Origin of the sequence: uncultured Shewanella sp., from assembly GCF_947495455.1 — a bacterium.
Taxonomy (GTDB): Bacteria; Pseudomonadota; Gammaproteobacteria; order Enterobacterales; family Shewanellaceae; genus Shewanella.
Map to the genome: position 1 here is coordinate 65,686 of NZ_CANLZC010000005.1, position 25,108 is coordinate 90,793.

24 protein-coding genes are annotated in these 25,108 nt (G+C 41.9%); 9 read left to right on the plus strand and 15 right to left on the minus strand.

The window, feature by feature from the left end:
• Positions 1-11 precede the first annotated feature (11 nt).
• The 8 genes from flhB to Q0791_RS02925 all read right to left on the minus strand — a co-directional run bounded on the left by flhB (position 12) and on the right by Q0791_RS02925 (position 5,356).
• Positions 12-1,142, minus strand: coding sequence for a flagellar biosynthesis protein FlhB (gene flhB / locus Q0791_RS02890; protein WP_299002533.1), 1,131 nt, complete (start codon positions 1,140-1,142; stop codon positions 12-14).
• 73 nt (positions 1,143-1,215) lie between these two features.
• The gene (locus Q0791_RS02895) at positions 1,216-1,350 is read right to left on the minus strand and encodes a hypothetical protein (protein WP_299002535.1); all 135 of its coding nucleotides are present in this window, start codon (positions 1,348-1,350) and stop codon (positions 1,216-1,218) included.
• On the minus strand, positions 1,347-1,472 hold the full coding sequence (locus tag Q0791_RS02900) for a hypothetical protein (protein WP_299002537.1): 126 nt from the start codon (positions 1,470-1,472) through the stop codon (positions 1,347-1,349). The genes Q0791_RS02895 and Q0791_RS02900 overlap by 4 nt, the downstream gene beginning before the upstream one ends.
• 216 nt (positions 1,473-1,688) lie before the next feature.
• Complete coding sequence (fliR, locus tag Q0791_RS02905) at positions 1,689-2,468, minus strand: flagellar biosynthetic protein FliR (protein ID WP_299002539.1); 780 nt, start codon at positions 2,466-2,468, stop codon at positions 1,689-1,691.
• 2 nt (positions 2,469-2,470) lie between these two features.
• The gene (fliQ, locus tag Q0791_RS02910; protein WP_299002541.1) at positions 2,471-2,740 is read right to left on the minus strand and encodes a flagellar biosynthesis protein FliQ; all 270 of its coding nucleotides are present in this window, start codon (positions 2,738-2,740) and stop codon (positions 2,471-2,473) included.
• Between the two features lie 655 nt (positions 2,741-3,395).
• On the minus strand, positions 3,396-4,124 hold the full coding sequence (gene fliP, locus Q0791_RS02915; RefSeq protein ID WP_299002579.1) for a flagellar type III secretion system pore protein FliP: 729 nt from the start codon (positions 4,122-4,124) through the stop codon (positions 3,396-3,398).
• A gap of 1 nt (position 4,125) precedes the next feature.
• Positions 4,126-4,482, minus strand: coding sequence for a flagellar motor switch protein FliN (gene fliN / locus Q0791_RS02920; protein WP_299002542.1), 357 nt, complete (start codon positions 4,480-4,482; stop codon positions 4,126-4,128).
• Positions 4,475-5,356, minus strand: a complete 882-nt coding sequence (locus Q0791_RS02925; RefSeq protein WP_299002544.1) for a FliM/FliN family flagellar motor C-terminal domain-containing protein — start codon at positions 5,354-5,356, stop codon at positions 4,475-4,477. The genes fliN and Q0791_RS02925 overlap by 8 nt, the downstream gene beginning before the upstream one ends.
• An 866-nt stretch (positions 5,357-6,222) precedes the next feature.
• Between Q0791_RS02925 and Q0791_RS02930 the strand changes: the two genes are divergently transcribed.
• From Q0791_RS02930 to Q0791_RS02965, 8 genes are all read left to right on the plus strand, one after another.
• Complete coding sequence (locus tag Q0791_RS02930; RefSeq protein ID WP_299002546.1) at positions 6,223-7,134, plus strand: OmpA family protein; 912 nt, start codon at positions 6,223-6,225, stop codon at positions 7,132-7,134.
• A complete protein-coding gene (locus Q0791_RS02935) occupies positions 7,121-8,440 on the plus strand; it encodes a sigma-54 dependent transcriptional regulator (RefSeq protein ID WP_299002547.1) in 1,320 nt (439 codons plus the stop codon). Before Q0791_RS02930 ends, Q0791_RS02935 begins: the two co-directional genes overlap by 14 nt.
• A 41-nt stretch (positions 8,441-8,481) precedes the next feature.
• A complete protein-coding gene (gene fliE / locus Q0791_RS02940) occupies positions 8,482-8,820 on the plus strand; it encodes a flagellar hook-basal body complex protein FliE (RefSeq protein WP_299002549.1) in 339 nt (112 codons plus the stop codon).
• 75 nt (positions 8,821-8,895) lie between these two features.
• Positions 8,896-10,614: a flagellar basal-body MS-ring/collar protein FliF gene (fliF, locus tag Q0791_RS02945; protein WP_299002550.1), complete on the plus strand. Its 1,719-nt coding sequence runs from the start codon at positions 8,896-8,898 to the stop codon at positions 10,612-10,614.
• 138 nt (positions 10,615-10,752) lie between these two features.
• A complete protein-coding gene (locus Q0791_RS02950) occupies positions 10,753-11,739 on the plus strand; it encodes a flagellar motor switch protein FliG (protein ID WP_299002581.1) in 987 nt (328 codons plus the stop codon).
• Positions 11,739-12,485, plus strand: a complete 747-nt coding sequence (gene fliH, locus Q0791_RS02955; RefSeq protein ID WP_299002552.1) for a flagellar assembly protein FliH — start codon at positions 11,739-11,741, stop codon at positions 12,483-12,485. The genes Q0791_RS02950 and fliH overlap by 1 nt, the downstream gene beginning before the upstream one ends.
• A complete protein-coding gene (locus tag Q0791_RS02960) occupies positions 12,475-13,791 on the plus strand; it encodes a FliI/YscN family ATPase (protein ID WP_299002554.1) in 1,317 nt (438 codons plus the stop codon). The genes fliH and Q0791_RS02960 overlap by 11 nt, the downstream gene beginning before the upstream one ends.
• Before the next feature lie 106 nt (positions 13,792-13,897).
• Positions 13,898-14,326: a flagellar FliJ family protein gene (locus Q0791_RS02965; protein WP_299002556.1), complete on the plus strand. Its 429-nt coding sequence runs from the start codon at positions 13,898-13,900 to the stop codon at positions 14,324-14,326.
• 22 nt (positions 14,327-14,348) lie between these two features.
• On the opposite strand, the gene Q0791_RS02970 is transcribed toward Q0791_RS02965, so the two are convergent.
• The 3 genes from Q0791_RS02970 to Q0791_RS02980 form a co-directional block, all read right to left on the minus strand.
• Entirely contained in the window at positions 14,349-15,959 is a 1,611-nt protein-coding gene (locus tag Q0791_RS02970; RefSeq protein WP_299002558.1) for a hypothetical protein, read from the minus strand.
• Between the two features lie 177 nt (positions 15,960-16,136).
• Positions 16,137-19,232, minus strand: a complete 3,096-nt coding sequence (locus Q0791_RS02975; RefSeq protein ID WP_299002560.1) for an efflux RND transporter permease subunit — start codon at positions 19,230-19,232, stop codon at positions 16,137-16,139.
• Entirely contained in the window at positions 19,229-20,296 is a 1,068-nt protein-coding gene (locus tag Q0791_RS02980) for an efflux RND transporter periplasmic adaptor subunit (RefSeq protein ID WP_299002562.1), read from the minus strand. Before Q0791_RS02980 ends, Q0791_RS02975 begins: the two co-directional genes overlap by 4 nt.
• Before the next feature lie 320 nt (positions 20,297-20,616).
• Between Q0791_RS02980 and Q0791_RS02985 the strand changes: the two genes are divergently transcribed.
• Entirely contained in the window at positions 20,617-21,513 is an 897-nt protein-coding gene (locus Q0791_RS02985; protein ID WP_299002563.1) for an aspartyl/asparaginyl beta-hydroxylase domain-containing protein, read from the plus strand.
• Here Q0791_RS02985 and Q0791_RS02990 read toward each other — a convergent pair.
• The 4 genes from Q0791_RS02990 to flgA form a co-directional block, all read right to left on the minus strand.
• The gene (locus Q0791_RS02990; protein WP_299002564.1) at positions 21,502-22,851 is read right to left on the minus strand and encodes a M20/M25/M40 family metallo-hydrolase; all 1,350 of its coding nucleotides are present in this window, start codon (positions 22,849-22,851) and stop codon (positions 21,502-21,504) included. The two genes, Q0791_RS02985 and Q0791_RS02990, sit on opposite strands and share 12 nt — an antisense overlap.
• Before the next feature lie 325 nt (positions 22,852-23,176).
• Entirely contained in the window at positions 23,177-23,626 is a 450-nt protein-coding gene (locus tag Q0791_RS02995) for a flagellar protein FlgN (RefSeq protein WP_299002565.1), read from the minus strand.
• 4 nt (positions 23,627-23,630) lie between these two features.
• Positions 23,631-23,921 carry a flagellar biosynthesis anti-sigma factor FlgM gene (gene flgM / locus Q0791_RS03000; protein WP_299002567.1) on the minus strand — a complete coding sequence of 97 codons (291 nt, stop codon included), beginning with the start codon at positions 23,919-23,921 and terminating at the stop codon, positions 23,631-23,633.
• A 177-nt stretch (positions 23,922-24,098) separates the two neighbouring features.
• Entirely contained in the window at positions 24,099-24,818 is a 720-nt protein-coding gene (gene flgA / locus Q0791_RS03005) for a flagellar basal body P-ring formation chaperone FlgA (RefSeq protein WP_299002569.1), read from the minus strand.
• Between the last annotated feature and the right edge of the window lie 290 nt (positions 24,819-25,108).

Consider the following 25,108-nt stretch of genomic DNA (forward strand, 5'->3'; position numbering starts at 1 on the left):
TAGAGTATCCTTTAATCGTGTCGCAAATGTTGCGGAATGAAAAAGTGAGGTAAAGGGGCGGGTTTTTGTTGTTTTCCTTGGCGAGCCGCCTTAATTTGTATGACATAACTGAGTACATGTGCAATGGCGATAAATAATGCCGAGGGGATCTGTTGCTCAACTTGAGTAGAATAATAAATGGCCCGAGTTAATGGTGGTAGCTCTATAATTTCAACATCATTTTTCGAAGCAATTTGCCGCATATAAAGCGCTAATTCGTCTACCCCTTTAGTGAGAACATAAGGGGCGTCAGCCTTACTGGTATCATATTTAAGTGCTACAGCATAATGAGTAGGATTAACCAATAACACATCCGCCTGTGGTATGGCGACATCGGCACGAGAGCGGCCAATCCGCTGTTGTAATTGCCTAATTTTTTGCTTAACTTCTGGCTTACCTTCTTGCTGTTTATGCTCATCTTTCACATCTTGACGAGACATTTTTAAATCTTTATGGTGCTGCCAATATTGATAAGGCACATCAATAAAAGTGATAAGGAGTAAACCGACGCCTAAATACAGCATGCCTTCTGACAGCATACTAATGCCTCTGCTCACCGCTTCATCCACGGGTAGTTGGCTATAACTGAGCAAAATTTGTAAATGACTGCTTAAAAATGACCACATAATGCCAATGAGCAGGGTGATCTTCAGTACCGATTTGATCAGCTCCACAAAAGATTTAGCCGAGATCATTCTCCCCATGCCAGGAATAGGATCGATACGACTGTATTTAAATTCGACATTTTTAAAGCTAAACACAGGACCGCCAGGCAAAGCACCAGCCACCATAGCAATCACCGCCACCATAATAAAAAGTGGCGTCAAAATATTGAGCATTTCAACTAAAGTGGCGCCTAAATGCTGCAGTAACATGCCGGGCCTGTCTAATTCGGCTTTGGTGATATTCATGTTCATTTGCGTCAATTTTGACACACGGTCACCAAACCAATCGGCGCTGGCAATTAACATCAATGAACAACCAATAATTAACGAGGAAGACGCTAAATCTTTGGAGCGCGGAACTTGCCCTTCTTGACGAGCCTTTTTGAGTTTCTGGGGGGTCGCTTTCTCCGTTTTATCTTGGCCAGTATTTTTGCTCATATTCCCTCCCCAAGTTGCATTGCGCAAATGGTGGGATCAACACCCACTTGCTCGATGATCCCCAAAACCCCCATCATGCAATGCCTCCAATCCAATCTTCAACAACAGCATACATTGTCGACAGCGCTTCTAAGCACAGTTCGCTGCTATATTCGCTATAACGGCTCTGTGTTCCCGTAAATGAAAGCCCCGTCAATGAAAGCATCATGCAATGCCTCCAATCCAATCTTGAATAACCGCATACATTGCCGACAGTGCTTCTAAGCACAATTCGCTACCTAAACAGAGTTCGCTATAAAGGCTAGGCAATCCCCTAAGTGAAAGCATCATGCAGTGCCTCCAATCCAATCTTCAACAACAGCATACATTGCTGACAGCGCTTCTAAGCACAATTCGCTATCGCTATAACGACTCGGTAATCCCGTAAATGAAAGCATCATGCAATGCCTCCAATCCAATCTTGAATAACCGCATACATTGCCGACAGTGCTTCTAAGCACAATTCGCTATCGCTATAACGACTCGGTAATCCCGTGAATGAAAGCATCATGCAATGCCTCCAATAAAACCATACATTGCCGACAAGGCTTCTAAGCAAAGTTCGCTATAACGGCTAGGCAATCCTGTAAATGAAAACATCACACATAACAGCCCCATTAACATAGACATAGGAAAACCTAGTGCAAATACGTTTAACGAGGGTGCCGCTCGGCTCAACACACCAAAAGTCACATTGACCATCAACATGGCTAAAATAGCAGGGATCGCCAGCATTAATGCCGATGCAAACAACCAAGCCATTCGGCTCACGAGTCCCATTAAGGGTAAATCAAAAATACCTGTACCGATTGGCCACAACCTAAAGCTATCAACCAAAATGCCAATCGCCACCAAATGACCATCTAACCCTAAAAATAATAATGTGCCATAAAATAAAAACCACTGGCCTAAAATAGGATTAGAATTACCACTAGACGGATCATTCATCACCGCCATCGCCAGACCCATTTGCATCGACATCATCGCCCCCACTAATGTCATCACATGGATCATAAAAGTGAGAAAAAAAGCCAACATAAAACCAATAAGCAACTGCTCGATAGCCAATAACAAGGCCCCTAGCGATAATGCATCCACAAGGGGGGGAGTCGGTAATATCGGCGCCAATAAAGCTGAAATTGAAATAGCGAGTAACACTCGCACCATTACAGGAATATAAGCACTGCCCAAAAATGGCATCACTAAAAATCCACCCATAATGCGACAAAATGGCCACCAAAAAGTCCCGATAAATGTGCTGATCTCAGCCGAAGTAAGTGACAGCATGGCTACCCAATGACGTTTGGTATGTTCATAAATAAGCGCTGAAAGAAATCGGCTATTTCTTGCAACAACCATTGCCCCGCAAAAAGTACCATGAGTAAAGTGATCACAAGCCTAGGTAAAAAACTTAATGTTTGTTCGTTCACTTGTGTTGCCGCCTGAAAGACAGCAATCACTAACCCGACTAATAACCCCGGCACCACCAATACAGCCACCATAGACACGACTAAATAAATGGCATCGGAAAACAGGGAGGTTAATTCAGCTATTTCCATTCATCCTTCCCTTTTTAAATCTTTGCTAACACATTAACAAGCCAATCCCAAGCATCAAAAAAAACGATCGTTCCAACTAAAAAACAAGCCAATAAATAAACAATATCCACACACCCATCATCGACTGGAAATCTTGTTATCTTCTCTATCACTTTGCTTCCTCATTCACCTTATTAGCGGACTCACATAATCTTAATCGCCTCAACCAAATATCGGTTAAGAATGACAATGATAGGCCGTCAAATAATCGACGACCTATCGACTTACAGCATGATGATCAACGTCAATTCAAATAACTCACCGTTAATGGCTTCAACATGTGGCAGACGTCAACCAATAATGACTGCCACTCGATTCAATGAATGATGTGAAAACATCAACCCAAATGACTCACCGTTAATGGCTTCAACATATGGCAGACGTCAACCAATAATGACTGCCACTCAATTCAATAAATGATGTGAAAACGTCAACCCAAATGACTCACCGTTAATGGCTTCAACATATGGCAGACGTCAATCAATCATTACTGCCACTCAATTCAATAAATGATGTCAAAACGTCAACCCAAATGACTCACCGTTAATGGCTTCAACATATGGCAGACGTCAATCAATCATTACTGCCACTCGATTCAATGAATGATGTGAAAACGTCAACCAAAACTTGCCACTAATGTACTCACCGTCATGGACCATCCATCCACAAGCACGAACACCATGAGTTTAAAAGGCAAAGAGATTATTAACGGCGATAGCATCATCATTCCCATTGACATCAACACACTAGCAACGACTAAATCAATCACTAGAAATGGCAAAAACAATAAGAAGCCAATTTGAAATGCTGTTTTAAGTTCACTCAATACAAAAGCGGGCATCAAAACAAAAAAAGGTACTTCATCTGCTGTTAACGTCACGGGTTCGTCGGCAATTTTCAACATCTGCTCAAGATCTGTCTCTCGAGTTTGAGCCAACATAAACTGACGCAATGGTTTTTCAGCAATCATCACCGCCTCAGTCAATTCAATCTGACCTTTGTCATAAGGAATATACGCTTGTGTATAAATAGCATCACCAACGGGGCGCATGACAAAAATAGTCAATACTAAGGCAATGCCAATCAATACTTTATTAGGCGGACTCTGCTGTAACCCCAATGCTTGACGTAAAATAGCCAGCACCACAATAATGCGGGTAAAACTGGTCAACATCATCAATAGAGCGGGAATAAAGCTCAATACCGTCATTAACGCTAAAATTTCAAGTTTAACGTTAACCGATTGTGCTTCCTCTCCATTACCTAATGTAAATAAAGTAAAACCGTCGCTGGCAAAGACAGATGGCGCCACCAAGCAAAGTGAAAACAACAAAGCACGAAGCATATTAGTCATTCGCTCCTGTTAGACTAATGGCTTCAACCTCAAGTAAACGAACGCCATAACGTCCTTTCACTTCAACGACTTCACCACGACCTAGCAATGCACCATTAACGCGAATGTCTAACGGCTCCCCCACCATACGATCCAATGCGACAACATCGCCTTCGCCCATACGTGTTAATTCACCTAAAGACATTTCAGCACTGGCAAGTTCTAATGTGACTTGCACCGGAAGTTGATGAAAAAATGAAATATCTTTTGCAGGTTTTGGTGCAGCAGCCTGAGTGGCCACTTCTTCTTCACCGAAAAGATCATCATCCAAGAGAAAGTCTTCGTCCTGTAGGATATTTTGTTCAGCCATTGTTTGGATCCTCTTGTTGATAGGCATCATGAGTTAGTTTTGCGACCATTTGTCCCTCATGGGTATGAACAGACGCATAAAATAAAGGGCGTTTCCCTACTGTCACAGGGCAACGAGAATGTAAATTAATCGGTAGTACATCACCGACTTTCAATGCATTCAATGAAGTCACAGGCGTACTTTGACGACCCAGCTCCAAAGAAATCTTCAGTGGAATTTGTCTTAGTCTATGGGAAAGCTTCTCAGCGAGATCGGGATTAGCCTGATATTGACTCGGTTGCTCCGCCATTAACCCAAGTAAATTTTCAGTAATGCAAAACAGCATTGAGGGGGCCATATGCTCTTTAGGAAAACTCAGCTCCCACTGCACAGGTGCATCAATAGGCGTGTTACTGGCAACCAACTCCAGTTTCAATGCATCTTCATCCAACTCTGTTGTTGGCAGAGCCGCAAGCGCCGCTAAAATCAATTTCTTTGCTAAACGATATTCAGATTGGCTCGGAGCGCGTAAAGGTGAACACAATGGGCTGGCTAAACTGCCATAATATCCACTTGCTAACTGATCTAATGTGCATCTATCAATACGCCACCAAGCAAGGGGCACACGATGATAGCTTAATAAAAACCAGGCTTGATTGAGATCAGGCTCAATAGGACGATTGTGCTCAGACAATCCAATATGAGACAAAGCATGATGACCTTGTCGAACGATAGGATTTAGCACTCCATTGACAGCATCTAGGAGTAAACGATGACAAGCCTCGACTTGTAATAATAATCGACTACGCGCTAGTTTCTCTTGAATGAGTGCAACAGGCCTGACTCTTACACCTGAATGTGGTTTAAGTAGACTCGCTTTTGAAGTTGTTTTCATTACAATCCCAAACTGAATAATTAATAATTAAAATAATAAAAACTTATAAAAATTGACGTTTGACAAAATAATGACGTCAACTAAATAGCATTACTATTTATTAAAATGATATTCTAGTCATACTAGATATTCATCAAACAACAAATTGTTATATTATTTGACGCTCGACAAAAATATGGCACCATTTTGTTTAACGTAAAATAAACGATTAATTAATCTGCATACTTAACTTGAGCGTCAATTAATCGTCAAATTGTAAAAATGTATATTAAAATGGCACTCGACAAAATAATGACACTCTCATACAACTTTATCTCACCTATCGTTTAATATAATTTAAAAGCTAGACGAATATACATTGAAGTGAGCCTAAGATATATAAAAATTTGCAATTAATGCTAAATTTCAGCCTATATCAAATCAATAAAAATGACTATCGGCAAAAAGTATAAAAACTTTAATCAATTACAAAATATATTTTAAATAAAAAATAAACCAATTAAAAACAGTAATTTAGAATAAGACATTTTTTAGTAATCATGATTGTATAAACAAAAAAACCAAATTAAGAATAAAATTTAGCCAAGAAACTTAAAATCAGACTATTAAAATAAATCATTGCTATCAGTTTTATATAAATAAATATTTTGAGTAAGTTAGGAATGATTATGGACTTGATTTAATAAATATCTTATTATTTGTAAGAAATCATTTTACATGAATTAATATTGAGTGTTTAATTACACAACAAAACAGACCAAGAGAATAAACTTGCCCAACTCATACTGTTTGGTCTGACTCTTAGTTAATAACAAAAAATATAAATTACCTTGTCGTTGAAGTAATAAATAAAAGGGACTGGATCAGTGAAACCGTCAGCTCATAAATTAATCTGCATGCTGTTTGTTTATTTGGCTATTCCTAATAGTGCCAGCGCTGCAGTGACACATTATCAAACACCACTAGAACAAGCTAAATGGAGTTTCAATGGCAATGTTTTTTATTGTCAACTTCAACACAAGATACAAGGATTTGGTCAATTAACACTCAAAGCTCTGCCGGGAGAAGCACTCAAATTACAACTCGATACCGACTGGCTATCACTCAAAAATACGCAAAGTCAGGCACAGGTCATTCCCTCTTCTTGGCAAATCGATAACCCAAGTCGTCATAGCACGCAACTTTGGTGGTTAGGTCGAAGTGCCAGCAGCCAAGAAAACATTAATCCCTTTCTCGAAGCACTCGATCAAGGGCAGTCCTGGCAAGTCAATATCACCAGTGATAATGGTGCGAGCTATCAAATCCAAGCCAACCCAGTAAATACGAAGAAAGTCGTTAATCAATTTAGGCATTGCAGACAAGCATTATTACCTAAGCCATTCTCTTATGTTCGCCGAATCGACTTTCAATTTGACTCAGGTTCAAGCCAACTGAATGCGGATCACGATCAAGATTTAAATGCCATCGTTCGCTATGTTTTAGCCGATAATAGCATTAAAGAAATTCTTGTTGATGGCCATGCAGATGCCGTCGGCGAACACTTAGCTAACCTTGTTCTTAGTAAAGAGCGTGCTGACGAAGTGGCTTCCCGTTTAGTGGAATTAGGATTAAGCAGTAAAATGATCCAAGTTCGTAATCACGGTGCTAGAGCCCCAAAAGCCAGTAATAACAATGATAAAGGACGACTCTATAACCGACGTGTTACGGTTCGCCTCGTTAAGGCATCGACTCGAGTTGCCCAAACTGCAGCTGGAGAGAAACCCCATGTCACACAATAAAACCGCTTCCATCAGACTCATTGATGCCAGTTTATCAGCATCTTGTCTCAAAGATCTCGCCTTACAAGGTTTTACTCAATGGCAAGACAATGAGGCAACCCCTTGGTTATCCTTAATTAACTTATCAAACAATACATGTGATAACGTCGCCAAAACCTTGGCCAAGTATCCAGCCAAAAATAAAATCGCCTTACTTGAACCTGAGCAAACTGACTTAGCGGCAGCGGCAATGCATGCTGGAGTACAAGATTATTTACTCTTGCCCCTTGATGCTGAGCAAGTCAGTGCCTTATTGCACAGATTAAGAAGACTCGAGCAACCCGATACACACCTTGTTGTTGCAGCGCCAGTGAGCCGTCAATTACTCATGCTCGCACACAGAGCTGCCACAACCGAAGCGGGTATTTTATTGACAGGTGAAAGTGGCACAGGTAAGGAGCCTCTCGCTCGCTACATCCACCGCCATTCAAGCCGATCAAATAAACCTTTTATTGCTGTCAATTGCGCCGCTATCCCTGAAAGTATTTTGGAGTCCCTATTATTTGGCCATGTCAAAGGGGCCTTTACTGGTGCACATGCCGAACAACCCGGTAAATTTGAAATTGCCAACGGTGGCACCTTAATGCTGGATGAAATCGGCGAAATGCCACTCAACCTGCAATCTAAGTTGTTACGTGTTCTACAAGAAAGAGAAGTAGAACGTTTAGGTGGGCACAAGTCTATTCCACTGGATGTACGGATCATAGCAGCAACCAACAAAGATCTTCAAAAAGCCGTTAAAGAAGGTGAATTTAGAGAAGATCTCTTTTATCGACTCGATGTACTGCCGCTAAAAATCAGTCCATTAAGAGAAAGAAAAGCAGATGTTTTGCCCCTTGCTGAGCACTTCATCTATAAATACCAACATCTCGCTGGCACACAAACTTGCTATTTCAGTGAACAAGCGAAACAAAGACTCACCAGCCATGATTGGCCGGGTAATGTCAGAGAGCTTGAAAATACCATACAACGTGCATTAGTGATGCGCCGCGGTCAAGCACTTCAAGTGGCTGATTTAGGGCTTAGTCATGTACCTCATATTGAGTTAAGTAAAATCGAGCAAAATGAACAAGGCTTAAAAGCGTCAAAACGTCAAGCTGAGTTTCAATTCATTCTCGATACGCTAAAGCAATTCAATGGCCATCGCAGCCAAAGCGCACAAGCACTCGGTATGACGACACGGGCATTACGTTATAAATTAGCGCAAATGCGAGAAGAAGGAATCGATATAGATCAAGTATTGCGAGCGCGTGGACATGCAGCTTAAATCGTGATCTTCAAATTATTTAGTTAAGGCAGGAACCGCATATGTCAATTGGAGCTTCAATCAATCCTCAAGCCATGATGAATACCTTAAGTATTCATACCGAAATGGCGAAAGGTGCAATCAAAATCGCCGCAAACCCTAAAGATCACGGTATTCAAGCCCCTTCATTCACTGAAGTCATGAAAGAAAAAGTTGCGGCTATCAACACAGATCAAAACGTGGCATCAAACTTGATGAAAGCCGTCGATTCTGGACAAAGTGATGATTTAGTGGGCGCCATGGTCGCAAGCCAAAAAGCATCATTGTCTTTTTCAACCATGATCCAAATACGAAATCGCTTAGTTCAGGCCTTTGACGAAGTCATGAAGATGCCAGTCTAATCCTTAAACTGAATAATTCATTATTGTTTGAAATCAACAATATAAACTGGATTTTATGGAAGGTTTAAAATAACAATGTCAACAACTATCGCTCAACCTAGCCCAAACTCGGCCGATGCTAGCCAAAAATCAGAGCTATTGGCCACATGGCTGCAAAAATGGCGTCAATTTAATAGCGGAGATCGTCAAGTTCTCTTATTGGCTGTATTAGCAACGATTGTTGCCTGCGTCATCGTACTTCTACTGTGGACCGCTAGCCAAGGTTACCGTCCTTTATATGGCCAACAAGAAACCGTTGAAACATCTCAAATCATTGAAGTACTAGAGGCTGAAGGCATTCCCTACCGTCTTGAAGCCAATACAGGCTTAGTACTCGTACAAGAAGATAAGCTAGGTAAAGCCAGAATGCTTTTGGCCGCTCGCGGCGTTAAAGCAAAAGTGCCTTCAGGCATGGAGTCTTTAGACAGTTCGGATATTGGTACCAGCCAATTTATGGAACAAGCAAAATACCGACACAGCTTAGAAGGGGAATTATCTCGCACTATTATGGCGTTAAAAGCGGTGAGAACCGCAAGAGTTCACTTGGCTATTCCCAAACGGACTTTATTTATTCGTCAACAGCCTGAACTTCCCTCTGCATCGGTCATGCTAGACCTTTATGCTGGCAGTAAAATGCAACCTGGACAAATTGAATCCATTGCAAACTTAGTATCAGGAAGCGTCACAGGTATGACGCCTGATCGCGTGCAAATTGTTGATCAAGAAGGCAATCACTTAAGCGCTGGCATCACATTAAATCAAGACATTACTCAAGCTCGTGATCGTCAGTTACAATACACACAAGAGCTGGAACAAAGCTTGATTAATCGTGCTTCAAGTATGCTGAGCCCTATTCTAGGTAAAGATAATTTTCAAGTACAAATCTCCGCGTCGGTTAACTTTAATCAAGTGGAAGAAACCAAGGAATCCTTAGATCCTCAAACGGTGATCACATCAGAAAATCAAAGTACTAATGAAAGTAATACGGCCATGGAACTGGGTATTCCCGGTGCCTTAAGTAATCAGCCTCCTACCACAGAAGAGACTGAAAACGCCAATAATCGTCGTAATCTGAAGCAGCAAGAAAGTCGTCAATTTGAAGTGGGCCGCTCAGTTAGACACACTCGCTATCAACAGATGCAGTTAGAAAACCTGTCTGTATCTGTATTACTCAATAGCCAAGCCGCTGGCGATTCAGGCTGGAGTGATGCTCAGCTAACACAATTAGGCACTATGGTGAAAGATTCCATCGGTTACTCAAATGAACGTGGCGATCAATTCAGCATCAGTAGCTTTAACTTTGCCCCCGTTGCCAGCGCGGTATTTGAACCTATGCCTTGGTGGCAAGCCGAAGGATACCAAGCCTATTTACGTTATTTAATGGGTGGTATTTTAGGCTTAGGACTGATTTTCTTTGTATTACGCCCACTTGTCAGCCACTTAACACGTACTGCTGACAACAAGCCCAATGAAACACCAGAGCCATTGCCAACTCCAACTGAATCGCCTTCACCAGTCGCCATCAGCACAAGTGATAAACAACAAGATTCACAAGCTCTTGCCGATCAGCTAATGGGATTAAGCCAAGCTGCTGCCGATAATGACTGGATTGCAGGGCAAGGCTTGCCAGAACCTGGATCGCCACTGACAGTGAAAATGGAACACCTCAGCCTACTTGCCAATGAAGAACCCGCTCGAGTCGCAGAAGTGATTGCCAGCTGGATAGGCGAAAGAGGCAACGAGTCAAACAGTTAATGATTGAAGGTTAATCTCAACTTTGACAATAAATAACTGCGCTATTGCTCTTTACATTTAGCGAATAAAAAATACAAGAGTGATAGCGCCAAAAAATAGGTGGCGAAATCAGTGAATAAAAACGAACTTGGAATAAAAATGGATAACCATGAACAAGCAGCCATGTTGCTGCTCAGCATGGGAGAAAAAGGCGCATCTCAAGTGATGGCGCATTTAGATAGAACCGATGTACAGCACTTAAGTCATAAAATGGCTCGCCTATCCAGTATTACTCAACAAGAAGCAGAGGCGGTCCTTGGACGTTTCTTTAGAAAATATCAAGAACAATCCGGTATTGCTAAAGCCTCTCGCTCATACTTACAAAAAACCTTAGATCTCGCGCTCGGGGATCGTGTGGCAAAAAGTTTAATCGATAGCATCTATGGGGATGAGATAAAAACGCTAGTCAAACGACTAGAATGGGTTGATCCACAATTATTAGCCCGTGAAATTACCCATGAGCATAGCCAGCTTCAAGCCGTGTTACTCGGCCTACTTCCAGCAGAAAGTGCCGCTCAAGTCCTTCAAAGTCTTCCGGTTGCTGGCCATGATGAAGTGCTTATTCGTATCGCCCAATTGGGCGAATTAGATCGTGATGTCGTAGAAGAACTGCGTCAGCTCGTTGAACGTTGCATGCTTATCGCCATGGAAAAAAGTCACACACAAATTGCTGGTATTCGCCAAGTCGCAGATATTTTAAATCGCTTTGATGGCGATCGCGAACAATTAATGGAAATGCTCAAACTCCATGACACGCAATTGGCCACCAATGTTGCCGATAATATGTTTGACTTCATTATCCTTGGACGTCAAAAACCTGAGACCTTACAAGAAATCATGGCCATAGTGCCACCAGAAATGTTGGCCCTCGCCCTTAAAGGCATCGAACCTTCATTGAAAAATACCCTACTCGATGCCCTACCTAAACGTATGTCTTCAGCCATTGAAACCCAAATTGATGCCATAGGTGCAGTGCCATTAAGTCAAGCGACAGCGGCTCGCAAAGAAATCATGGAACTGGCTAAACAAATGATGGATGACGGTGATATAGAACTGCAACTCTTTGAAGAACAGGTGGTTGAATAATGTCTTTTAAAAACAACCAACTCGACCCACGCTGGCGTTTAAAAGGCGAATTGGCCCGCCGCCATCGTTTTGCACCATTAATCCCTCTCAATAACGGTGAAGAAAACACACCGGGTTGGGAAGATTATCAGCAAGCCTTTGACAAAGGCTATGATGAAGGCGTGCAAAAAGGTCACGAAGCAGGATTTGAGTCAGGCTCTGAAGAAGGTCGTCAATCCGGCCATGCCATTGGCTTTAATCAAGGTCGCATCGAAGGACAACTCAAAGGAAAAGAAGCAGTTGACTCTCAACTTAATGATTTAATTGCACCTTTAGGTGCATTAAAATCATTACTTGAAGAAGGCCATACCCAACAAATTAACCAACAACAAAACTTGATTTTAGACTTGGTTCGCCGCGTAGCCCAACAAGTGATCCGTTGCGAACTGACATTGCAGCCACAACAAATCCTCTCACTCATAGAAGAGACCTTAGCGGCACTGCCGGATCGTCAATCTGAAGTGAAAATACATTTAGAACCTAGCGCCGTTGAAAAACTCAAAGAGCTCGCCGCCGATAAAGTCAAAGATTGGGTATTAATTGCCGATCCGACTATCAGTGCCGGCGGCTGTCGAATCGTCAGTGATAAATCCGATGCGGATGCCTCCATAGAAACCAGACTCAATGCCTGTATGACCCAAGTGGAAGCGAAACTACAACAAGTGGATTTACAAGCCGAAACAGACGAGGAAGCCAGTGAAGCCTAATCTCAATGCTCAAGATTGGCCAACGGTGCCTGTGGCACAAGTTTATGGCCGACTCACTCGAGTCAATGGCTTATTACTTGAAGCCATAGGTTGTCAACTCGGCACAGGGGATCGCTGCCATATTGAGTCTAGAGACGGACAGTTCATTGAAGCTGAAGTTGTTGGATTTCATAAAGACACCTTATGCTTAATGCCCATCGAGCATACCACAGGCCTCATGCCGGGCGCTCGCGTCATTCCACTGCAACAGGGTTGTCAAATTCCTGTGGGCAGTGGATTGCTTGGCCGTGTTATCGATGGTCTAGGCCAACCTTTAGATGGGCTAGGATCACTTGAAAATGTGACTCATGTGCCATTAAGGCATCAAATCAGTAACCCGTTATTGCGTAAGCCTATTCGTGAGCCTTTAGATGTGGGCATTCGAGCCATTAATGCATTATTGCCTGTGGGCCGTGGTCAACGACTCGGTTTATTTGCGGGCTCAGGTGTCGGTAAAAGTGTCCTGTTAGCCATGATGACTCGCTTTACCGAAGCCGATGTGATTGTGGTTGGACTCATTGGTGAACGAGGCCGTGAAGTCCGTGAATTTATCGAAGAAGCCTTAGGCGAAGAAGGCCGTAAACGAGCTGTTGTTATCGCCGCTCCTGCCGATACCACTCCTTTGATGCGCCTTCGTGCCATGCGGCTTTGCCATCATATTGCCACGGGTTTTCGTGATCAAGGAAAGCAAGTGCTGTTATTAGTAGATTCACTCACACGTTACGCCCAAGCACAACGAGAAATCGCCTTAAGTTTAGGTGAGCCTCCCGCCACTAAAGGCTATCCGCCTTCCGCTTTTGCACAGCTTCCAAGCTTGGTTGAAATGGCGGGTAATGGTCAACACCCCACCGGTACCTTAACGGCATTTTACACTGTGCTCACTGAAGGAGACGATCAGCAAGATCCTGTCGCTGATTCTGCCAGAGCCATTTTAGATGGACACATAGTACTCAGTCGCAAGCTTGCCGAAAAAGGCCATTTCCCCGCTATTGATATTGGTGCATCGGTCAGTCGCTTGGCGACACAAATCGCCAGTAAAGAAAGCCTAACTCAAGGTCAACGCTTTAGGCATTTAAATGGCCGCTTCAATGAAGTCAAAGAACTGTTACCACTAGGAGGCTACCAAGCTGGACAAGATCCTGAAATGGATCTGGCCGTACAAGCCGCGCCTAATATGGCGGCATTCCTGCGCCAAGATAGCGAGCAAAAAGCCAGTCGCAGTGAAAGCCTAGAAGCATTAAAAACACTGGCAGAAAGTCTAGGCTGAATACGCGAACAAACACAAAATTAAGGTTTATTTTGCTTCGACACATTCATCATTAAGTTGAATGTGCCGAAAGATTAATAATCAGTCAGCAATGAAGGAGTCGATTATGCAAGCCCAGTTCAGACCGTTACATACCTTGTGCGAACAAGAAGAAAAGAAATTGAGTCAACTCGGCCAGCAGCGCACTGAAACCCAGCAACGCATAGCTCATATTCAACAGCAAAAAGACATTATCGCCCAAATGCAGTCGCAATACAGCCAATACCCAAGCCAAGCAGCAAACCCATTATTATTGCAAAATACTGCCAATATGGCGCAAGTGTTGGCACCAATGCAAAAAAAATTAACCCGTCAAAAAATATTACTGACCCAAGAACATCAACGCATCGATGGCATGTGGCGCAAACAGCTCGGTCGCCAGCAAGGCATAAAATGGCTATACCAAAAGAAGCAAGTCGAACACCAAACTTATCTTGATAAACAAGAACAAAAGCAACTGGATGATCTAGCGGGACGTTACGCGGCAGCTTATTAAAGGCCGCTTGAGTATTTTCATGTCAATCACTGCTAGTCGCTACGACTTCTTCAGTATCGGCAATATCTGGCTGATAAATAAAGTAAACAGTACCGTACTGACTGTCTCTATAATTGGTCTCATAATAGCCATCATCTTCACCCCAAGTGGAATCACTTGTTGTGCTCGTCACAAAGCTACCACCACCACCACCGCCACCTCTATGATGCCCGGCTCCTCCCCCTCCGGCGCCGCCGCCGCCAGCGCCGCCATCATTTGTATCTGCATTTCCGCTCCCACCTTCACCAGAAGTTCCAAAAGCATTATAAACAGTCGCAGCAAGCACATTTTCCCAGGCACTGACAGCATCATCGTCACTATAGCCACCTAATCCTCCTGCGCCACTCTGACCATCCTCTGAATCCTCATGTCCGCTTCCACCGGGCATATAAGATGATGTGTCTGTTACCAAAATATCGGCGCAATCCCCGTCACTATTGTCTATAGGATTATCAGACCCACCTCCATGCCCTTTATACTGATTAGCATCCGTTTCCTCATTCCCATCCTCACCTTTAGCAAAAATGCAATAGTTTTGACGACTGGTTACCAACGCACCATCACCGCCATTATTGCCTCCAAAACTGGAGGATGCATTTCCACCTCCGCCTCCGCCTCCGGAAATAGCAAGAATACTCTTAGTCTGTGCATCTGTTAACTCATCAGCAGTATTTAGATCGGCTCTTGAAACTATGCTTGATGCCCCTAAATATCCCAACATAAAATACAAGGGATCATTATCACCTAAGCCGAGTTGACTTCGACTCGTATGCAATTGAGCAATGCCCGCATTGCCTTTATCACCGCCATCACTTCTTGCCGGTATGCCAATAATGGTAAATTGATGATTCGAACCATCTCGCCCCGCGGCACCAATAGCACGGATCAAGAGTTCTGAGTCTTCATCCACATAGGCATTATTTCGCGTATCCTCATCATAGGTGATATCAGGATCCGTTATGGCCGCATTAACATAACCCTCCAAATCACTTAAATTAATAGAATTAGTGTTATTACAATATGTTGAGAAAGACAGGAAGCATATATATTTATCTGGATCATATTTATAGAGGCCACAATAGACATCACAACCGGCACCGCTATCATCATCTGAGGCAATACTGCCTCCCGTCAGATCCGTAGAGCTGGATATCGACGCATCATCACGAGCAGACGCTAGAGATTGCGTCGTATTAAGTGCAGTGCTGGAACCAGAATGACTCTGAATATTTTCTGTCACTAACTCCATTTCCACAGAGTAGTTGCCCTTAGGAAAAGGTTGCAAAAAAGCATGCAAATGATCCGGCTTTGACACAGTATTCACGGTTTCTCCCGTATCAAGGTTGGTCATAACATACCTTGCCTCCGTCACCGACTCTAACGCGTTGACATAGGAATCACGACCATGTATTTGATAAACCCCTGTAACCAGAGACTCTTCAACACTCAAAATGGCGTAAGAGGGTTCATCAGAATCCGCTGAAAAGCCAGAGTTATTTGAATCACAACCCAATAAGAAAATAAAAGACAAGATGAATACGAATATTCGCTGAGTTGAAAATAGCATTGTCAAATGAGTTACTCCCTGCTCCATGACACATCCCTCTTCCTTATTTGATAAATGACACTATTCACCAAAACACGTGCTCCTCGACAATTTAAAATTAGTCGTGTTGAATACAAAAAGCCAGAAGTAAGAATCAATTGATAAATAAAAACGGCGCTTATTATTGGCGCCGTTTTTTATAAAATGATCATCACCTCGATAAGCCTAATTAACTCCAACTAATGCGCCTTCATCTCCCAAACTCTCCTTATGCTTGTCGGCCTTAACCGCAAACACAGGTAAGGACAATAAGGCAGACATAAAGCTTAAGGTAAAGAGTGCGCTAAATGTCATACCACCCACAATCACTCCCGCAAGGCCTCGGTAAATTTCAGCGCCATCCCCTGGGGTTAGCATTAAAGGCAACATGCCAAAAATACTGGTGCCCGTACTCATGAAAATAGGCCGCATTCGCGTACTCACAGCGCGGTAAATCGACTCTTGCTGCATGAGCCCTGCTTCCATGCCCACCTTAAATTCACTGATCAATAAAATAGCATTATTAATCACTAACCCCATTAAAATAATAAAACCTATCATAGTGATCACATCTAAATTTTGTGGCATAAATACGTTAATTAAATTCAAACTTAACATGCCTCCCGCAAGCGCTAGCGGCATAGATAACATGACGGCTGTTGCAAATAACCAAGAAGCCAGCGCAATGCGCATCAATAAAAACAGCACTAATAATGACACTAAAAATGTCAATAAAAACTCAGATAAAAAGCTGTCTAACTCCCCTGCTTGTCCTTGATAAGCCACGTATAAGCCATCAGGTCCTTGCTCTTTTATATATTTAGACACAATGGCTTTAACTTGTTCAACAAAGGGCCCCATAGGTTGACCATTAGGCGGCACCACGCCCAGTGAAATACTCATTTCATTGTCGGCCCTAAAAATCGCGCTGGGCGCCAACACCATGTTACTGTCGACTAAATCTCGCAAGGGTATTAAGCCATGATCTGGGATCATCAATTCTGTTTCAAGCAACTGCTCAATATGACTCACCTTCTGCCCTTTAAAGTAAAAAGGAAAGCTGTCATTGCCAGCCGAAAAACGCCCTAAATATTCTCCATCAGTTAAGGCCACTAAATATTGGTTTAATTCCGCTCTTGATAAACCTAAATAAGCCAGTTTATCCGCCTTAGGCGTAAACTCTATTTGGGTGGCATTGTTAGAAAGTGCTACGGTTTCCAGCACCTGACTACCTGCTATTTGCGCTTTGATGATATCTTTTAAATCTTGCCCAACTTTTTGCAACTCACTCAAACTCAATCCTTTAAAGTCGACTCGACTGCGATCGCCACCTTGAATCGCTCCCCCCAATAAATTGCCTTGCCTGACATACAAATCGGTATCAGGAAGGTCTTGCAAAATATGCGTTTTAAGCCAATGTTCAAATGCAGTGTAATCCTCTCCCACCTCAGGTTTCAGGTTCAAGTAGCAATAACTCGGGTTACAACTCAGCACATATTGACTCCATGTCGGCGCATCAGGATTAGCTTTCTCTTTAACAAAGCGCGCCTCTATCACCTTACCAATCTGCTCTGTTGCCGCCTCTTGAGATAAAGGCTCTTTAAAATCAACATACGCTATCACATTGTCGGCTTTTGGATTGGGCAACAAATCAATCGCAGGCATAACCCACCACATGAGTAGTGATGTCCCCACAATCCCAAATCCTACCCAAATCTTAGCTTGCAGGGGTGAACGAGATGGCTGAGTGAACCGCTGAGGCCATTGATTAGCGGAGGATAACGGCTTGCTTTTAGCCTGTTGAGCTTGTTCAGAGAGTATCCGTCGCCCTAATGCCGGTAAGAGTATCAGCGCCACAAGTATGGAGGCCACTAAAGCGGTGGAAATGGTATAGGCTAAATCTTCAAACATTTGGCTAATACTGGATTGCATCAATATAATCGGTACAAAAATGACAATACTGGATAGCGTTGAGGAGATTAGCGCGCCACGCACTTGTTTAACACCTTGATACAAACTCGCCGTTAAACGTATCCCTTGAGACCTTAACCTTTGAATGTTTTCCATGACGATAATTGAAGCATCTAGCAATAATCCAACCGACAATGCCATACCCGCCATAGAAATCACATTTAAACTACGTCCTCCTAAATACATGCCTAAAATAACTAAAGATAAACACACAGGAATACTAATAAAAATCAAAAATACGACTTTGAGATCACGTATAAACAAATATAAAAACAAGCAAGCCAATAACACACCAATCAAGATATTAGTGTAAACAAGGCTCAGTGCATGCTTAATCGGTTTTGACGAATTACTCCTAAAAGACAATTTCATGCCCAGATCAGCCAAGACTCCTTGGTTCAGCTCTGTCATGACCACACTCAGCTCATCGGTAATATCCAGCGCATTGGTATTTTTATCCGGTTGAAAACTGAAATACATGGCTGGATGCCCTTCAAAACTGGAATAATCCCAATCAGTGACAAAACGTTTATGGATCTGAGCAATTTCCCCTAAACGAATAATGCGTTCACCTCGAACAGCCACAGGCAATTGCGTTAATTCAGCTAAGGCCATTTGTCCTTTGAAATGTAAATCATAAGCCTTAGAACCCAATTTCATTTTATCGCCAGAGCGATCAATTAAATCATGCAGTTTCTCTGTCACATCATCAATAGACAGTGAAAAGTGCGCCAAGGCTTGAGGATTAAATTCAATATCCATTCGCTGCGCCAATGGACTGTAACTCATATTGATATTCGCAATGCCTGACACATCACTTAATACAGACGCAATATGCTTACGATAGACTCGGCGAAAATCATTCGGCGTCATCTCTTCTAATTCAGAATACAAATACATGGATGCAACAGTGCTCCCCGCACCGTTACTGTAATCAAATATCAATGGCTTAGCCACCTGCTCCGGCCAATCTGGAATTTGATTAATGCGTGCCATCACATCCATATAGGCTTTTTCCATATCCGTTTCAGGAGAAAAAAACAAACGTGTCCAAGTTTCTCCATTGCCAATATGGGTTTGCGAGTGCTTTAACTGACCTATACTGGCCAGTTGCCTCTCCAAAGGCGTAATCAATACTTGCTCTATTTCGGTAGCGGTTTTTCCTTGCCAATTAATTAACATGGCAATTTCTTGCTGATCTAAATCAGGCAATAAGGCATTGGGTAATTTAACGCTGGCTATCCCTCCCAATAAAACGAGTAAAGCTGAAAATGCGATGATAATGCCGCTGTATTTATCGATAAATTTCATAGCCGCACCTTCATTTCATCAGCGTTAGCCACAACCACTTGATCATTCAAGGTTAAGGATTTACCACCACGCACCACCACATGCTCACCGACTTTAATCCCAGATTGAACTACCGCATGAGCACCTTGCGTATCCATAACCTTCACGGGAACTTGAGTGACTTTATTGTCGTCATCTAACAGCCAAACAAAATATTCGTTATTTTTAAGGCTCAGCGCATCATAGGCAACGAGAGTAAGATCGTCCTTTGGCATTTGCATATTCACTGCAACCCTTTCATTCAAAAACAAAGCAGCAGTGTCATCTTTAAAATCAAAATGCACATTCACCATTTGAGCGGCTTCATCGACTTTTAATGCCAATCGATTAAATGCTAACGTTTCACCGGATTTAAGCTGAAAACTCACCAGCTCGATATCATTAACTTGTTGATATAAATCAAGAGACATTTGACAAACAACCTCTTGGTTATCAGAAGGTAAAAAACTCAAAATACTGTCACCAGAATCCAACCATTCACCAGGCTGAGCATTCAATGTAAAAATTTGGCCATCAGCGGGGGCAAGATGTTTAAGGCTGGCGATTTGATGTTCAAGGATCATTTGATCGGCTTTTAAGGCGAGATATTGCTGCTTAGTCAACTTGGCATCGAGTTTTGCACGGTTTAAATCCGATACCGATACCATTTCTTGCTTATCTAATGACTGTATACGTTGGTATTCTTGGGCAGAAAAGTCCGCTTGCGCTTTAGCCGCTTCTAATTTTGCCGTTAACTTCAGCGATCTCTGCACGAGATAAAAGTCATCTTGCAAAGCGATAACATCCCCTTTTTTAACAGGCATGTTGACAGGTAAAACCCAATTGAGTTGAGCTTTAACATGGCTGGATACTTGAGGACGAAAAGGCACATCAGCATGACAATATAAGCTTTTTTGTATCCCCTCATGCCAAGGAAGAACGAGTTCAACATAGACTAAAAGTTTGTCTTCAGCATAAGTGGGGAAAACAGATAATAATACCATTCCAAGCCAAAAACCTAGCACCATTTTGATATAGCAATACATTCAAACATCCTTATTTAACTTATTATTAAAATCACCAAAATGAAATTAAGAACCCCCATTAAAACTCAATGAGTTACAAAATAAACATTGATAGAGTAAAGCATCAAATGTACTAAAAAAACAAATAAATGCAATATTTTTAAATAAATTAACAACTAGTAACAAGCCAAGTAAAAACATAACCATAAAGATGAAAAGCTCCACAGAAGGGTCTTATACCTGTAATGCTCGATAAAAACAGACATTATGCTAATTACTTTTGTCGCAATACATTGCTAATTTTTTACTCCCACTGACTCATTATGCTATCAACAAACACAATGAAAATTATTTTTATACTGTATTTTTTCATCTCTGTTATCTATATCTGCCGCCGAGGAAAGATCAAACATAAACTCACTCGACAATTAACCGATCATTCCACTTTTATGGCATTCATCAATTTCCCTTTGTATATTTTCTCTAAAATAAAAACGACGCCATTTGTTGAAACACAGTCAATAGATAACCTGAATAAACTCAAAGAAAATTGGAAGATTATTCGTCAAGAAGCCCTTGCATTAGAACAAGATGGATTAATCTCTACATCAGACAAACTCGATGATGCAGCCTTTAACTCTTTTTTCAGAAAAGGTTGGAGTCGCTTTTACATTAGCTGGTATGGTGCAAATATCCCTTCTGCCATGATTCGAAGCCCGCAAACGACTCAACTAGTCCAATCTATCCCTAATATAAAAGCGGCCATGTTCACAAGATTAAAAGCTGGCAGTCGACTCGGCTTGCACCGCGATCCTTATGCGGGATCCTTAAGATACCACCTTGGACTCATTACTCCCAACAATGAAAAGTGTTATATCAATGTTGACGGTGAGCCTTATTATTGGCGTGACGGAGAAGATGTATTATTTGATGAAACCTATTTACATGAAGCCGTTAACGGCACTGACAGTGATCGGATTATTCTACTATGTGATATAGAAAGGCCATTAAAGTACAAATTGGTCAGGCTATACAATAAATTCCTCAGTTATTTTTTATTAAAATCAGCCGCCGCACCTAATGAAATAGGCGACAAAACGGGTGGAATTAACAAAGCATTTAAATATATCTATCAAATCAGAATTCTGGGAAAAAAAATACAGAGATTCAATAAACCTCTGTATTATTTAATTAAATATCGTCTTTTTTTAGGGCTGATCAGTCTATTAATTTTTTAATAATGTCGCATTTTGCTCAGACAAGCGATACATAAGTAGAGCCGCTTTCTTGGCATTTTTGCCTAAACTACTTAAATCGCCAATTTCGTCACTGGTATGCCCACCCGTGCCCATCAGACCTAAACCATCAAGTGACATATCCACATAGTTAGCGGCAAAAGAAATATCTGCCGCTCCAGCATTACGAGGATCAACCGCAACGACCTTGCCATAGCCCAAATCTTCACTCACTTGATTATAAAGCGCTAGTAACTTGCGATTATTTTCAGTCGCCGCCATAGGTGGATAGCCTTCATTAAAAATCAGACTTGCCGATGTCATAGGTAAACTTTGAGACACGATTTCCAACATTTTCTCTTTCGCTTTATCAAGTTGCTCAGGCGAAAGCGCGCGAATATCCCCCATCACAATGGCTTCTTTAGACACCACATTGGTTTTACCTAACGCCGAGCCATTGGTTCCATTGGTTTTATGATCGACATCCGTCCCCGCAAGAATAAGCCCTGGATTAAACGTTAAGTCTTTCATAGAAGATAAGGACTCACGGAATCCATTAAGGATCCTCGCCATTTCATAAATAGCACCATCACCGACTTTTTCAGTAAATATTTGTGATGAATGCGCAGGCACTCCAGTGACTTTTAATATCCAATTCGCCGCCCCTCTTCGAGCAATCACAGCAGTTTTAATGTTTCCATCACCATCTTCAAAGCCTAAGGCCACATCAGCCCACTTAGCTGCATCCACAATGGCTTTTTTCGACGCTGACAAAGGCAAACCACTTTTCTCTTCGTCACCCGTCATCACGACTTTCAAGCTTATTTTATCAAGCACTCCCGCTTGCTTCAGCGCCTTGATGGCTGTCAACATGACCACATCACCACCTTTCATGTCACTCACACCAGGACCGGCCGCATGAATATCATCGAGCACTTGATACTTCTGAAAGGCATCATCCTTTGCAAATACCGTATCTAAATGTCCAATAAGCAATATTTTTTTACCTTGGGTTCCATATGAAGCCACTAGGCTGCCCGCACGATTATAGCTAGCGCCATCCTGCCATTGCGCCTTAAAGCCTAAATCTTCAAGTTCTTTTTTAAATACCATGCCCACTTGTTTGACACCGGCAAAATTCATAGTGCCACTGTTAATATTAACCACTTTCTCCAGTTGTTCACGGGCAGCAGGTAAAGCCTTGTCAACAGCAGCTTGAATGTTAGCTTCTATTTTTGGGTCTTGAGTCTTAGTCTTTACAATCGGCGTATCGGCAAAAGCAACACTGCTGACTAAACAAGTGACCACTAACAAATAAGGGGAAAGGAATATACGTCTCATTAAAGCCTCATTGACCATTCACTCTAAAAGTTATGGAGTATATAGAATCAAGCTTTAACCACTAAATTTTAAAAATAGAACAGATAAAAACAGCAAAAAAATTAACAAGCAGATAAAATATTAAATATCTTTTAAATAAGAAGCTTAAATGAAAATACAGTAAGATAAATCGAAATAGAAGAAGAAAATAAACCACAAAAACAGTACAAAAATAAAACGAAAAAACATCCTTATCGCGACATTAAACCCATTAAACTAAATGAAAAAAGAAAGAGAGTCATTTAAATAACGGCATTAATATGCACTCTCTTCTCGAATCGTTATTTCACAATGACTGAGCTTGATTGCCGTAATCTATAGTCTGATCCTTATTACGACGCAATAAGTGATTGATAATGTACTGCTGATCGACTAACAGTTTACCATTAACATCATTGGCATGCTGGCTTTCTGTGGCCAAGGCTAATAACTGCTGCCAAATGCCATTAACTTGTTTTCCAGATTGAGGTGGCAATTTAGCAATCAACTGCTCCATACCCGCAGAGTTTCCAGAAAGACCTAAACGCTGCAGTGCAGCACTACGATGATCGGCACTTTGTTTTAGACTCTCACATAATGTACTTTGATGTGCATTATGGCTCTGTAAGGCTTGATGATCCCGCTGCAGCATCAACTTACGCTGATGCGCTAACAGACTTTTTAACTGTTTATAACCTTCTACATCTTGGCGTATGCCCCTAACGAGGCTTTGTACTAGCTCACGTTTTTCTGACATAGTGTTATCCGTGTTGGTTAAACATAGCTTCTGTGACTTTTGCTAAATCCAGATCAAAAGTGCCATCTTTGAGAGATTGACGAAGTGCATCAACTTTTGCTTGATCAACATCATCCATTGTTTCTAGTTGAGGTTGAGAACGCGCTAACAGCTCCCAATCTTCACTCACCGCTTTTGGCGTAACAAGCTGCCTAACTTGGCTCTCTACGGGTTTAAGTTCCGCCTTTGTCTTCGTTTGTCCTAGGCTTGAACCCACTTCAGCATTCAATGCACTATTGATCTTATTTATTTCCATCGCATTCCCACCCTATAATTAATGCCGTTATACGCCCAATGACTTGGTACATACCATAAAGCGACCTCAAATACCTTTCGCTGAAATTTTATTAAATCAGCAAAAACAGCTTGATTTTAAAGGCTCTTAAAATCTAACACGAATAATGTGTAATATAATCACAGACACAAAAAAGTCTTAAAAACGTGTAGTGACTTTGCCTTTGCTCGCCGGGTAAGCAATGATAATTTTTCCAGAACTGAGGTTTTTAACTCTAATGGCTTCACCTTCGCTACCGGACTCCAGTGCTTCTCCAAGCATTTTGGCATAAAAACCCTGACTTTTCGCCTCAATAATGACTTTATCACCTATCTTTACTAGCACTGGAGCGCTTAAATACATGGCTTTAATCGGCTTAAAACGATGCAGTTTTCTCACCACTTGCCGACCAATAATATCATCCATTTTAGTTAATACTTCTTTATCCGATCCTTTAAGCGCAAGCTTCATCCAAGTCACATCTTTTCCATTCACCACCTCTCCTCGCTTCATGGCACGGTTTAATACTGGTAAGCGCGCACTGACTTCTACTTTAGCTCTGACATATAAAGACCAGCCTTTTGATGGACAACTTAACTTTCGCTGTACTTGACCAAAATCAATATCGGCAGAATCCATTGCAGGCAAAATTGGACATAATGTGAGCTTGTCGGCACCAGAGGGGACTCGCACAGTAATACTGTGAGTCATGCCTTTCACTTGCGCATATTCTTGCCATTGCTTCAGCTCTTTCGTTAACACTTGGGTCATGCGTGCTTTCAATTGCTCAGTCGTCGCTGTTTCAGCCTGCACAAACGAGGCTAGCAAACCTGACATCAAACCATAAACTATCAGCATTAACCGCTTTAACAAGATCATTGAGCCAACCAAAAAGCCTAAAAGATGCAATGCAATATACTCAAGCTAGCCTTAGATGCAAGCGTCCAATTTATACCCGTGATACTTCAAGCTGCAGGATTCAGCTGGAATTAAAAGCCTTTTAGACAAGGCATTGAATACCGAGCCTAGTTATTCTAAGCCGATATTCAATAACACAGTATAAAAGGCTTTTAAACCAGCCCTTTGGGAGTGTGTAAAAGCACCGACTTCTGCGTTGTATCATCTTAAAAGGCAATAAGCATTTCGGCAATAATACGCCTTGAATTAGG